The organism is Peribacillus sp. B65 (assembly GCF_058513295.1).
Genome location: NZ_CP195840.1, coordinates 3,094,117 through 3,106,941 on the forward strand (window position 1 = coordinate 3,094,117; position 12,825 = coordinate 3,106,941).

The 12,825-nt window shown below is 38.6% G+C and carries 12 protein-coding genes; 4 read left to right on the forward strand and 8 right to left on the reverse strand.

Annotated features, from left to right (window positions below; all coding sequences use genetic code 11):
• Together ACSR9O_RS15100 and ACSR9O_RS15105 are read right to left on the reverse strand one after the other, a co-directional pair.
• A complete protein-coding gene (locus ACSR9O_RS15100) occupies positions 1-873 on the reverse strand; it encodes a sulfite exporter TauE/SafE family protein (protein WP_260357800.1) in 873 nt (290 codons plus the stop codon).
• Positions 874-1,203: 330 nt separating this feature from the next.
• Entirely contained in the window at positions 1,204-1,923 is a 720-nt protein-coding gene (locus ACSR9O_RS15105) for a glycosyltransferase family 2 protein (RefSeq protein WP_101225073.1), read from the reverse strand.
• A 300-nt stretch (positions 1,924-2,223) separates the two neighbouring features.
• Here ACSR9O_RS15105 and ACSR9O_RS15110 point away from each other — a divergent pair, with 300 nt between their 5' ends.
• Positions 2,224-3,303: a glycosyltransferase family 4 protein gene (locus ACSR9O_RS15110; RefSeq protein ID WP_101225074.1), complete on the forward strand. Its 1,080-nt coding sequence runs from the start codon at positions 2,224-2,226 to the stop codon at positions 3,301-3,303.
• 61 nt (positions 3,304-3,364) lie between these two features.
• Here the strand turns inward: ACSR9O_RS15110 and ACSR9O_RS15115 are convergent, their stop codons facing one another.
• The 3 genes from ACSR9O_RS15115 to ACSR9O_RS15125 are packed head-to-tail and all read right to left on the reverse strand — an operon-like array spanning position 3,365 to position 5,802.
• Positions 3,365-4,090, reverse strand: coding sequence for a sulfotransferase family 2 domain-containing protein (locus tag ACSR9O_RS15115; RefSeq protein WP_434167072.1), 726 nt, complete (start codon positions 4,088-4,090; stop codon positions 3,365-3,367).
• A gap of 35 nt (positions 4,091-4,125) precedes the next feature.
• Positions 4,126-4,839: a glycosyltransferase family 2 protein gene (locus tag ACSR9O_RS15120; protein ID WP_491724635.1), complete on the reverse strand. Its 714-nt coding sequence runs from the start codon at positions 4,837-4,839 to the stop codon at positions 4,126-4,128.
• Positions 4,840-4,896: 57 nt separating this feature from the next.
• A complete protein-coding gene (locus tag ACSR9O_RS15125) occupies positions 4,897-5,802 on the reverse strand; it encodes an NAD-dependent epimerase/dehydratase family protein (protein WP_491724636.1) in 906 nt (301 codons plus the stop codon).
• A gap of 539 nt (positions 5,803-6,341) precedes the next feature.
• Between ACSR9O_RS15125 and ACSR9O_RS15130 the strand changes: the two genes are divergently transcribed.
• The 3 genes from ACSR9O_RS15130 to ACSR9O_RS15140 all read left to right on the forward strand — a co-directional run bounded on the left by ACSR9O_RS15130 (position 6,342) and on the right by ACSR9O_RS15140 (position 9,296).
• Positions 6,342-6,782 (forward strand): hypothetical protein, encoded by a 441-nt coding sequence (locus tag ACSR9O_RS15130; RefSeq protein WP_101225078.1) that lies wholly within the window; start codon positions 6,342-6,344, stop codon positions 6,780-6,782.
• Between the two features lie 233 nt (positions 6,783-7,015).
• A complete protein-coding gene (locus ACSR9O_RS15135; protein WP_491724637.1) occupies positions 7,016-8,236 on the forward strand; it encodes a glycosyltransferase family 4 protein in 1,221 nt (406 codons plus the stop codon).
• Positions 8,237-8,381: 145 nt separating this feature from the next.
• Positions 8,382-9,296 carry an NAD-dependent epimerase/dehydratase family protein gene (locus ACSR9O_RS15140; RefSeq protein ID WP_491724638.1) on the forward strand — a complete coding sequence of 305 codons (915 nt, stop codon included), beginning with the start codon at positions 8,382-8,384 and terminating at the stop codon, positions 9,294-9,296.
• Positions 9,297-9,841: 545 nt separating this feature from the next.
• Here ACSR9O_RS15140 and ACSR9O_RS15145 read toward each other — a convergent pair.
• Genes ACSR9O_RS15145 through wecB form a run of 3 tightly spaced genes read right to left on the reverse strand, consistent with a single transcriptional unit; the run spans position 9,842 to position 12,762 of the window.
• A complete protein-coding gene (locus tag ACSR9O_RS15145) occupies positions 9,842-10,690 on the reverse strand; it encodes a dTDP-4-dehydrorhamnose reductase family protein (protein WP_230175829.1) in 849 nt (282 codons plus the stop codon).
• A gap of 1 nt (position 10,691) precedes the next feature.
• Positions 10,692-11,678: a polysaccharide biosynthesis protein gene (locus ACSR9O_RS15150; protein WP_101225082.1), complete on the reverse strand. Its 987-nt coding sequence runs from the start codon at positions 11,676-11,678 to the stop codon at positions 10,692-10,694.
• Positions 11,671-12,762: a non-hydrolyzing UDP-N-acetylglucosamine 2-epimerase gene (wecB, locus tag ACSR9O_RS15155; protein WP_101225083.1), complete on the reverse strand. Its 1,092-nt coding sequence runs from the start codon at positions 12,760-12,762 to the stop codon at positions 11,671-11,673. Before wecB ends, ACSR9O_RS15150 begins: the two co-directional genes overlap by 8 nt.
• Between the last annotated feature and the right edge of the window lie 63 nt (positions 12,763-12,825).

Genomic DNA, 12,825 nt, shown 5'->3' on the forward strand with positions numbered 1-12,825 from the left:
TTAATTTTTATGGAGCCCCTTTTTGTTGTTCCGGATGACAAATACCAAAGAACCTGCCCATCCGATCAATATCAGCATATATATGAAGGGGACCCAATGATCCTGAAGAGACCATGTGGCAAGCAGCGTTCGAGCATTCGTCAAAATGATAAAACCCCCGACAAGGACTCCCAATAAATAAGATGGCAATTTCGTAACGATCCATGCAGCAATCGGAGCAGCAATAATCCCCCCTACCATCAGGGAGGTTACCCAAAACCAGTTCACTTCCTGCCAACCTAATGCAATGAGAAACCCTAAGGTTGCGGAAACAGCAATTGCAAACTCACTAGTGTCAACTGTACCGACCACTTTTCTGGCAGGAACACCGTCTTGGGATAATAGGACTGGAGTTGTGATAGGACCCCAACCGCCCCCACCCGTTGCATCTGCGAAGCCCGCTATCAATCCCAATGTGATCGATTTTTTTCTTGAAAGATTAATTGATTTCTTTTCACTTTTTGTCTTAGACGTTTTTAAAAAGCGGAAAAGGACATACACACCAAGAATCAGCAGAAATATCGAAATGTATGGCTTTATCAGATCACCAGGTAAGTTACTTAAAAAGCACGCTCCTGCAAATGCCCCGATAGATCCAGGTATGATTAATTTGTAAAGTGCCTGGCGGTCGACATTCCCGAACTTCATATGTGAAATGCCTGATGCGGCGGTCGTCACGACTTCTGATAGATGAACGGATGCAGAGGCCACTGCCGGTGCGATTCCGAATGTCAGCAACATCGATGTGGATGTAACCCCATATGCCATGCCTAATGAACCATCGATCAGCTGAGCCAGAAATCCGATAAACGCAAATATAATGAGTTTTCTCATTTTCTCCTCCTACAAAGCATTCCTTTTTTATATCGTACCTGTTGTCCCTTGTACTGTATCAACCAATGCACTTACGCTCGTCCACTGTCGATTAACGCAATGAAGCCCTTCCTGACAAAAGCTTTAATTCGTGACAGTCCCCTATTATTAAGGAAAATGAATGATTTCTATAAGATATGCAAAGAGCTTTATGTATGTTATAGACTCATATAAGAATTAGGTAATTTCATTTGGCCACCCTCGAGGACCCGTGATGAAAGTCAAGCCCTTTCAACAACTAAAGGAGGTCCCTGTTTATAAAAACAGGGACCTCCTTTACATCTTGCTCACCTATTGTTGTTTCCTAAGTTCATTTACCAATAATTTTTTCATTTTGGCATGATGTCGATTAACCACCAGTCTATTTTCCCTTTTGATGCAGCCTTCATGCTTTTTAGAGCCCATTTCTGTATGAATCCTATATAGTAATAACGGTTGAGGCACAAAGAGAAACTTGAAATTTTGCAAGATCCGCAACCATAAATCATAATCGTGTGTGTATAGAAGCGACTCATCAAATATTCCGATGAGCTCAAATACCTTCTTGTGAATCATGACCGAGCAGCCATTAATAATATTTCCTCTGATCATTGCTTTAATAAGTTCAAGCTGATTAGGTGGGTATATCCCTATAATCGGAGTAATGATATCGCCATTATCATCAATGCAGTAATAACTAGTATAACTAAATCGTGCATCTTCCCTTACCATTGCTTCCAACTGGATCTCTGTCTTCTCAGGGTAAAAGATATCATCTGAACTAAGCCAGCATACATAATCGCCTGTTGCATTTTTGATGCCGGTATTCAATGCACTGGCCGTTCCCCCATTTTCCTTTTTGATATATGTTATTTTATCTAGAAACGGATCGATTCTTTCTGAATATAATGTAGAGCCATCATTGACTACGATAATCTCAATATTTTTGTAGGTTTGGTTGAACAAGCTCTCCAAAGCTTTATCGATATATGGACAATTATAGAATGGAACAACAATCGATACTTTAGACATTTATGAACCGCCTTTCAATTGATTACCATGTATTTCGTGAGCATCAGGGCTATCCGTTTTATAAAGAAAAACCATTTTTCATATTAATATTTATTTCACACTAATTAAGATATGAACCATTCCCAATCGAGTCATCCCAAATTAAAACGGCTATAAATCCAATTTGTGAATCATACGTATATTACATGGCTCTTTGTCACATCCGTTCAAAATGGATGATTTGTGATAACTTTTGTTTTGAAAGGTAAAGTCCAACCTAAATATGAGACCTGTTGCTCCATTATTTTAAGGAGGGGAATAATGAATATATTGTTTGTTTTTTATGTTCCAAGTGGTGGAGTGGAAACATTAAATCGGCAACGATTTGCCGCACTAAAAGAATACGGTATCGATGCTCATTATCTATATTATGATAACAGAAGGAATTTCTTGAATGACCACAGTGCCCCAACTTTTATTACGAACGATGATGCTGAAATTCAAAAAATATTGGAAGAGGGAGATTATTCCGCTATCGTGGTCGTTTCAGATTTCAAAACTTTACCGAGATTCAGGTCCATGGGGTATAAAGGAAAAATGATTATCGAAATCCAGGGTTACGGTCCAAAACATGTGGCAAGATCGGCTCTTTCAAATGCAATCCCAGATGTCAATGCCCATGCAGATGGATTCCTTAACCCAAAGACTCCTCATATCATGCAATTATTAGATGAACTTTACCCAACGTTCCCAAAGTTCAGTTTTAATAATTGCTTTGATACAAGTCAATTCTGCTACAAACCAACACCTTTAGATGGCTATAGAAAAGTGGCTTGGATAGGAAGGATCGAAGATAATAAAAATTGGAGTGAATTCCTGAAGATCGGTTATCAACTAATTAACAATCATAATCCGAAAATACAATTACTTATGTTCGAAGATCCCACCTTAAGTGACCCTAACGAAAGAGATAAATTCAATAAATTAATAAAACGGTTAAATTTAAGCTCAAAGCTTACTTTGCATTCAAATGTCCCAAATTCCCAAATGGCTGATTTTTTCTCTGAAATTGGGGATTCCGGAGGCTTTTTATGCTCCACTTCAAAAGTTGAAGGTGCCCCTTACGCACTCCTTGAAGCGATGAGTTGCAGATGCCCTGTGCTGACGACGGATTCAGATGGGGTCAGGAGCTCAATCATTCATAATCGAACGGGAAAGTTTTACTCTTTAGGAAATATCGATAATGCAGTCAGAGAGGCAAAGGAATTAATGAATAACCAGACACTAAGGGAAAGCATCCGGTCAAATGCCCTTGAGCACGTCAAAACTCATTTTAGTCCTGATTTGTATGCACAAAACTTCATCAATATGCTGGAGTCCTTAGGAATAGATTCCAAGTGAAAAGAAACCGCCGGAATTTTTTTCATTCCGGCGGTTTCTTAATTGACTATCATATTAGGAACTAGTTTGAGGCGCTTTGTTCCATTTTGAAATTTTCCAATTGCTTTTGCTCGTCTACTGTAAGTGATTGAAGTTTTTCGTAAAGAAGTTTTTTGGCAAAATCATATAATTCCAAATCCAATGCGTTATATTTTCTAATCAAGTTTATTAAGTCCGATGGCACTTCTTTTTTGGCCAAGCGATTTTTAGTAATATTTTTTCTTGTATAATGGATATCCCCCCAGGCATATTCCTTTTTCAGGCAAAAAAGTGTTTCATTGAACAACTCAGTGACTCCCACCACAGAAAATGACTTTAGGTTTTCCTTGGCTTTTTCAATGTCAGGGATCTCCTGGCTGCCGCATACCATCAATGTTTGTAAATTGGGTGCTTCAGGCCCTTTGACTACAAACTCCTCCAAGGTCATGTCTTTAACCATTTCATAGCCAGGATAATCCTTCAAAAAATAATAGGAAGAAATGACACGGTCTACCGGGTCACGTAACATCGTAAAATAATTGAATGGCCGTGAAAACTCCTGATGTATCCCATAGAAATAATGACCTGTAATCGCTTTGATATTCCTCTTTTCCGCTTCCGTTAATTCATCCATTTTCATCATCTTCATTTCAAAAGAGTCATGATCAAATATTTCGTTAAGCTTGTATTGTTTTTTAAATATTTCATTTAAAGTCGTTCCACCAGTTTTGGGGATATGCATAAATATATCGAGAAGACCTTCAGACATAATGATTCCTCCATTCTAGTTATAAAAATCGTGCACTATAAGTTCTTTAAATTTTTTTTGAGAATGGGCCGGTAATGGGTTTCAATCGTAAGAATATCTTTTAACATCTCAGGTTGGAATCTGCTTGTACCCGATTCTTCATGTATTCTGAACTTCGTTAAGACTTCATCCAAATAATACATTTTATAACCATTTACCAATAAACGAAGCCACATTTCATAATCATGGGTATAACGATGATATGGATTGAAGTAACCAATCGCCTCGAATACATCTTTCTTCAAAACGACAGTACAGCCATTCACGGCATTACGAAGTAAAAAAGCATGGTACACTCCGTTTTCAATATCTGAAAAGCGTTCGCCGGTCCAAGATAGAATGACTTCATCATTTTTGTTTATACTATCAAAATTCGTAAAACTCACCTTTGCATTATGTTCGAGCATAAACGAAATTTGCAGTGACACCTTTTCAGGAAGAAAATAATCATCCGAGCTTAACCATGCGATATATTCTCCCGTAGCAGCATGTATCCCATGATTCAATGCAGTAGCAGTTCCCCCGTTCTCTTTTCTTAAATAACGGATTTGTTCCAAGAACGGCTCGATTTTTTCAGTATAAATTGTCGATCCGTCGTCGACGACAATGACCTCTACATTCTTATATGTTTGATCAAGCGCACTTTGAATGGCGTGATCTATATAGGGACAATTATAAAATGGAATAATGATTGATACTTTCGGCTCCATTGCCTACCCTCCTGAAGAATTTATAGCGTATTTTTTCGACTGCCTACAATTGATTTATCACTTTTCCTTTAATTCACGATGAAAGGCAAGGATGTCCATTAAAGATGATTCAAGTGGGATATTAGGCTTCCATCCTAAATTCACTAGCTTAATAGGATCGATTGCCGCTTTATTTTCGATTAAATCATTTCGTTTTGAATTGACCTTGATATCACCTGTCGTTACCGACCTAAAGCCTTCTATGATTTCTTCTAAAGAACGATTATTACCTGAAGCAACATCATACGTTTCTCCAGACTGCCCCTTTCTCAAAAGAAAATCATATGCTCTCACTGCATCTCTTACATCCAGAAAATCACGTTGGTCATTCGGATTATCGACTTCAAGGACCATTTCCATTCCCTTCCTTTCCATATCTGCAATTTTTTTCGCAAATATGGAACATACCCCATTTGAAAATCCAGGTCCAATTAGATTGGCTGGTTTTGCAATGATGATGTCCATGTCATATAAAACCGCCCATGATTGTGCTATAAGTACTTGAAGTGTTTTACTTAAACTATAAGGATGTGGAATGGAAGAGATCGAACCAGGATCAATTTGAAGAGCTGAGCCAACTATCACCATTTTACAGGTTGGACTTTCTTTGCGAATTGCATCAATTAAATATGCAGTGGACATGGTATTTGCCTCCAGAGTCGATACAGGTTCCGACCATGACTCCCCAACGTGGTTTTGTCCGGCTAAATGAAGAAGGTACTGAGGTTTGGTCCTTTTGATGAGGTTCTTTACATCGGTTTCATTTGTCAGGTCACAGCATTCTGCATGTATCCTACCTTCGAAATTCACCTTTTTTCTTGAAACCGCCGTAATATCAAATCCTGATTTCAGGAAGTGTGCGCATGCATGCCTGCCTGTAAACCCACTAGCCCCTGTGATCATTAATTTTCCTTGTTGATTCATTGATTTTTCATCCAATCATTATTGATATTAATAACCGCTTTAATCGACTCAAGGTTATCCAAATATTCATTGATAAAAGGATTCCGGATATACTGGTATTTTCCTGACACACTGGGTCAGCATGAACAATCGCTCGTAACACATCAAAACGTTATTGTTCTATAAATCACCATTAGCAGCTATATACAAATCCATAGTAATCATAAACACAGTCTCTTATTACACTATGTTTAAACCCCTCTATTGCTATGGGCTGTTCTCACATCTACCGTCAAAAGGGCTTTCACTTAAGGATGAACAATATCTTAAAAGCTGGACTTTTTTTGAGCTGAAAATTGTGGGAATATTCGTTTCCATATATAAGGATATTTTGGAAGTGGATTTTTCAGGAGGGTTGTACATAATGGGTCAATATGCTGCGACAGGAAAATGCCAAACATATTTTTAGTTGAAAATATTCATATTATGAATAACTTGTCTATACAAAAACCTTCTCAAATTAATATGTTAGAGTATTCCAATAAAAGAGGTGTTATAATTTGGGAAAATTTTTAGATGCACAAACTTCACAGAATGCCAGTTATCGTGACTCCATCTCGATACCGGTCACCACTACACCTGCACTCTTCGGCTCATTGGGCCTAAACACTACTGGTGCAGGTCCGAATATCAGGGTCGAATTCACTTTCACCGCAACTCTTAGCTCTCTAGCTGCCATATTAACTCCCGTCAACATTGAAATTTATAGAGGGACAGGCGTAGGACGCGTACTGGTTTATTCAGCACAACTAACATTACCCGTTGCAGGTTTAGGTGTTGCCTCCGAAACGATCATCACCCTAGCAGGAGCGGACTTCAATCCACCATCCCCTAATAACTTTTTAGTATATCAATCGTTCATAAGTATACCTGGAGGAATTGTCATCGCACCGACTCGTACTGGCCCAGAAAGCTTTTTCGCAGCTGCATTTTCCAACTAAATACTTCTAAGGGCAATGAAGAATATTAGATTTACCGTGTTTATAATGGTGGCGAGTGCTTCTTGATTGGACAAGTACTCGTTTTTTTATGAAATGATATTCAAAAATATGGGAACCCCTTAAATAAGCTACATAAACCCATGTGATTCGTCTATAGCATCATTTTTTCCCCGAATAGTTATAAAGAGATAACTTAAAATGGAGTATCAAAAGCATGATAAGGGGAGATTACCGTGAAAATATTACTTGCCACTTTTTGGGTAACACCACATGTTGGCGGTGTATGGAACTATATGCAGCAATTAAAGGAAAAGCTTGAAACTCTTGGTCATGAGGTCGATTTCCTAAGCTATGGTGAAAACCATGAATATGTTCATATCATTAACGAAAATCGTAGAATAGATATGGATTCACTGCCTCCAGAAGTATTAATGGAACAACAAGATTCATCCCTCCATAGTGATCCAGTGATTGCTTATTATGCCTCAAAGTGTGATTTTTTTCAGTTTGCAGCTAATAATTTAGGGTTGGAAAAATATGATGTCATTCATACACAAGATATATTTTCGACCGTCTGCATTAACCGGATACGAACCGAAAAAACTGCTCTGGTCGCTACCCTTCATGGTTGTGTCGCTCACGAGCTAAGGAGCGCGTACTACAGCTCCAATACGCTAAAGAAAAGCTACGCAAAACAAGGATGTGATTATTTTAACCGACTCGAATATGAAGGTGCGACCTCGGCTGACTATACGATCGTAGCCAATGAATGGATGAGAAATATTTTAACGGATGAATTTCAAGTGCCGAAAGAGCAACTTAGCGTTTTTCACTATGGATATGATATCGAATCCTTCTTGAAGCGAACGAACGAAAAAACCGAGATCCAACGCCCAACTGATAAGAAAGTAATTATCTATACTGGTCGCCTGAATGAGTTTAAAGGTGTACATCATTTGATAAGCGCACTCAAGGAATTAAAAAAGACTAGAGGTGATTGGGTTTGCTGGATTGTTGGGGATGGTCCCAAAGAATTGGAGTTGAAAAACAAAAGCAAAGCGGAGGGATTGGAAAGTGATGTGATTTTTATGGGAAGGCGGGAAGATGTTCCTTTTTTGTTATCTCTTTCGGATATCTTCGTTCTTCCAACATTGATGGAAAATCAGCCGTTGTCTGTAATTGAAGCACAAATCACCGGAAAAGCTGTCATTGCCAGTGATGTAGGAGGAGTACCAGAAATCATCGAACATGGAATTACAGGTGTATTATCACCTGCGGGGGATGAACAGATGTTAACCATGCATATCAATTATTTATTGGAGAATGAGTCCTATATGAAAACCCTTGGTTTAAATGCCCAAAAATGGGGGCTGGAACATTGGTCACCCGATAAAGCCGTCCAAAAGGTGCTAGGTGTATATGAAAACGCACTTTGCAAAAAGAGAAATAAATGATGTCTACAAGAAAGGTGCTAACCACTTATTGCGTCAGCACTTTTTTTCCTTTTTCCTTTCTTTTTTGGCAATGCTAGGTACCTGTTTAAGACATTTTTGAACGTATTACATACAATACTAAAAACATATAAGAGGAGTATGATGCATGAAGGCTATCGTGACAGGAGGGGCTGGGTTCATCGGTTCCCATCTCGTTGAAGAACTTATCTTAAATGGTGCCGAGGTACATGTATTGGATAACATGATATCCGGACACAAAGAATATGTACATCCAAATGCCATCATCCATACTGAAGATATATGCAGTGAGGCAGCTGTCCAAATCATCGCGAGTGAAAAGCCGGATGTCGTTTTCCATTTGGCTGCACAAGCTGATGTGAGCCGTTCCATACTTGAACCCCAATATGATGCTGATGTGAACATTAATGGAACAATTAATATTCTTCGGGCTTGTCATGAATCTTCTGTAAGTAAACTGATCTTTTCCTCCACCTCAGGAGTTTATGGCAATTTACAGAAAGAACTGATTTCCGAAGACGACCCGACAGGCCCCATTTCTTATTATGGATTATCAAAACTGACTGCCGAATCATATATCCGCCTGTTTCATCAGTTATATGGGCTCCCCTATACGATTCTTCGTTATGGAAACGTTTATGGGCCGAGACAAACAGCAAAAGGCGAAGGCGGAGTCGTCGCAGTCTTTTTGGAAAAACTCAAAAAAGGGATGCCTTTAAGCATTCACGGTGATGGTGAACAAACTCGTGATTTTATATATGTGAAAGATATAGTGCATGCTAACATCGCTTCGGTGAATCGTGGTAATCAAGAAACGATCCAGGTCAGCACTGCACAGAAAACATCAGTAAATCAACTATTGGAAATGCTAGCTCAAATTCATGGTTCAAAAGTGAGTACACTCCATTCAGCCGCAAGAACAGGAGATATCAAACACAGCTGCCTTGATAACAAGAAAGCACGGCAATCGCTGAATTGGGATCCAAAGACTGATATTTTCAAAGGGTTATCCGAAACCTATTCCTTCTCGACTAAGAAGTAGTTACAATGATATCCCCCATTCTCCCCTTTAAGACCACTACCACATCGTGTATGGATCGGTACCTTTACACCTCATACCGCTGCTACATTCAAAATTAAAGACGCACTAAAAAATGGTTACGTTTTCAATCTATCATTTCTCCCGAAAACCTAAATTTTCGGGAGAATATCAGTGGTCATTTTTTGGATCGTTTATAAAAAGGATTCCATCGAGAACGATGTTTTTTTAAAATCCTTCGTATAGTATTCATAAGTTGAACAATTTCTAAAGCATTACTCTATTTATTAACTCTTAATAAAATGGCAGCGCTTTCATAAAGATTTCACCTTTACACTCAATAGCTCAACGACTTTCGCCACTTATATTCCCCTCGGGTTTATATAATATCAACTTTACATTTTTGTTTTAAAGAAAAAGACCCCTCGGATAGTTAACTTTTTCATCAAAGCGATGCGAGGTTTCCTACACGAAGAGATCTTTACATAACATGACCATTTTCAGCCTGAACGAAATCTAGTTTTTTGGTCACGGATGGATTAAACCATTCAACCAATCGACTTGTTTTCTTCCTTTTTCCTCATCCAATCTCTTAATTCCACCAGCATTTCTTCGTAAGTAGGCAGTTTGTATTGAAAATCATTTCTTGTATTTTTAATGGTTCGATCTAAATTAATAAATGAATCAGGAATGATTTCCACATCGGTTTTCTTGAAGATTTGCTGTATCAATGTCAATAAGGCCGCTTTTGAGATCTTTTCATCTGAGCCAAGATGATATAACCCAGTAATGTTCTTTTGGATCATCGTGTCCAGTGCCTTAGCCAGCTCGAGAGTCGTTACACCATTCCATAGCACTTTTTCGTATCCTTTTATTTCTCCCTTTTGCTTCATGAACCAAAGAAATAAACCAATTCCATTTTCTTTTAGCTCCGGGCCGATTATGGAGGTTCGTATAGTCAAATGTTTTTCACTAATGATTTCACCCAAATGTTTTGATTGGCCATAAATTGTGGAGCTGTCGGGTACATCATTCTCAGTATAATCACCTTTTGACCCTGAAAATACACAATCTGTACTGATATGAATCAATTTTCCATTATTGCGTTCAGTCAATTTAACAAGCTGATGGGGAAAAACACTATTAACCTGAAAAGCGAGTTTCGTATTATCACTAGCATGCTCATTTAAAATGCCGATACAATTAATCGTAATGTCAGGTTTAACTTTATCCATGATTTCCTCTAGACTCGTTACATCGGTTACATCCAGATATAGTCCCTTATTATCATTCGGATCCCTTGACGTATAGGACACCTGATACTTCGGGTCCTGTGTGAAATACTCCTTTATTACATGGCCTGCCATCCCTTGTCCACCAAGGACTAATACCTTCATGTTAAATAAAGCCCCCGTTCTTTAACATTTCCTCGATCTGGGCTTTATCCATAAGTCCTGTGCCAGAGTTATAGTCTTCTAAACTAACCGGCTGGTATTTAGAATAATGTTCTTTTATCCCATCTATGTGAATGGCCGGCAATATGACATAATACTCATCGTCATAGGCAATCGCCGTTGTGCTTTCATATTCTGAAAGCAGGATCTCATGGAGTTTTTCACCAGGACGGATGCCCAGGACATCTACACCTACATTTGTTTTCCCGGATGCTTCTATCAACACTTCAGCTAAGTCAATAATTTTACAGGAAGGCATTTTCATCACGAATATTTCTCCGCCGACACTTTCAAAAGTAGCCTTGAATACCAATTTTATCGCTTCTTGAATGGTTAGAAAGAACCTTGTCATATTCAAGTCCGTTATCCCGATTTTCCCCTTTTCCTTGATTTGCTTTTTGAATACATGAATGACGCTTCCATTCGTACCCATGACATTTCCTCCGCGGATACATACGAATCTAGTTTTCGTGTTTAATGTATTAGCGTGTATGATCAGTCTTTCCGCCATTGCTTTTGATAGACCATAAAAATTGGATGGATTCGAAGCCTTGTCGGTAGATATATTCACAACAGAATGCACATTACAGCTTATAGCTGCCTCTATTACATTCTGTGTTCCGATTACATTCGTCTTTAATGCTTCAATGGGCTGATCTTCACAAACAGGAACATGCTTTAATGCAGCCAAGTGGAAAATATAATCAACACCTTGGCAGGCTTCCAATAAAGCTTCCTTCTCTTTTATGTCTCCGATAATAAAATGCAATTTCGGATTATTATCAAACTCTTGTTTCATTGTGAATTGATTGGATTCATTTCTTGAGAAAATTCGTATTTCACGCGGTTCAAAATCCAGAAGTTGCCTTACCAATTCATATCCCCATGAGCCTGTACCGCCCGTTACCAAAATTGTTCGATTCTTAATCAATTTCATGGCCTCCCAGTATTATTTTAAGCACTTTATCTGAAACGTTTTTATGGTCGTAGCCTTCTGGAAAGGTCCAGTCTTTTTGCTGGTTAACCATAATCTTCACACAATTGACGATTTGTTCAGCATTAATTCCCGATAACATATTGCTGCCTGACTCAATTGTTTCAGGTCTTTCCGTAGTTTTTCGTATCGTAACCGCAGGAACATGGAACAAGCAACATTCCTCTTGGACGGTTCCGCTATCGGTCAGCACACAAAAAGCGCTTTTTTCAAGCTTAACGAAGTCGAAGAAACCAAATGGCTCATGGAATTCAATTAGTGGATGTACATCTAAATTGGGACTGAGTTCAATGCGGGATTTTGTCCGGGGATGTAAGCTGCATATGATTCTTTTTTGATAGGTTTCGGCAACCAAATTAATGCCTTTCATAATTTCCATCAAACGGTCTTCATAATCAACATTTTCGGCTCGATGGGCAGTTACGAGGAAATAATCCTCCTTTTTCAAATTCATTTTGTCCAAAATTCCACTTTGCTCGATCTCATTGTTGTAATGATTCAAAACTTCGTAAATAGGGTTTCCCGATAAATATATCCTTTTGCTGGGGATACCTTCTTTCAGAAGATTCTCTTTACTTTGAGGAGTGTAAGGTAAATTCAAGCTTGATACAGCATCAATGATCTTTCGATTTTTCTCCTCAGGCACTTCCAGGTCAAAGCAACGGTTTCCTGCTTCCATATGAATGACGGGTATTCCCAGTCTTTCTGCTAAGATGGAGCTGAGCCCGGAGTTCGTATCCCCCAACACTAATACTTTGTCTGGCTTTTCTTTTAATAGGATTGTCTCTAAATTCTTAAAGATCGCCGATAACTGTTCGCCGAGTGTTTTCTGTTGATTCAGCAAGACGTAATCGGGTTTCCTTACCTGTAACTGTTGGAAGAATATTTCGCTTAAGGATGTAGTGAAATTTTGTCCGGTGTGTACTAGTATATGTGAATCGGCATACTGATCCAATTTCTTTATAATGAGACTTAATCTGATGATTTCAGGTCGAGTCCCTAAGATGGTCATTACTTTCACGATTTGCACTCCTTACTCTTTTCTGGTATATGGCCTCTCCTTCTACCCTTTATTGTATGCACT

What these genes read in the sequence shown, in the direction of transcription:
- ACSR9O_RS15140 (WP_491724638.1), top strand. Translation starts at nt 8,382, where the DNA reads ATGAAGGCTATCGTGACAGGAGGGGCTGGGTTCATCGGTTCCCATCTC.
- ACSR9O_RS15125 (WP_491724636.1), bottom strand. Translation starts at nt 5,802, where the DNA reads ATGAATCAACAAGGAAAATTAATGATCACAGGGGCTAGTGGGTTTACA.
- ACSR9O_RS15145 (WP_230175829.1), bottom strand. Translation starts at nt 10,690, where the DNA reads ATGAAGGTATTAGTCCTTGGTGGACAAGGGATGGCAGGCCATGTAATA.
- ACSR9O_RS15120 (WP_491724635.1), bottom strand. Translation starts at nt 4,839, where the DNA reads ATGGAGCCGAAAGTATCAATCATTATTCCATTTTATAATTGTCCCTAT.
- ACSR9O_RS15110 (WP_101225074.1), top strand. Translation starts at nt 2,224, where the DNA reads ATGAATATATTGTTTGTTTTTTATGTTCCAAGTGGTGGAGTGGAAACA.
- ACSR9O_RS15105 (WP_101225073.1), bottom strand. Translation starts at nt 1,923, where the DNA reads ATGTCTAAAGTATCGATTGTTGTTCCATTCTATAATTGTCCATATATC.
- ACSR9O_RS15115 (WP_434167072.1), bottom strand. Translation starts at nt 4,090, where the DNA reads ATGTCTGAAGGTCTTCTCGATATATTTATGCATATCCCCAAAACTGGT.
- ACSR9O_RS15100 (WP_260357800.1), bottom strand. Translation starts at nt 873, where the DNA reads ATGAGAAAACTCATTATATTTGCGTTTATCGGATTTCTGGCTCAGCTG.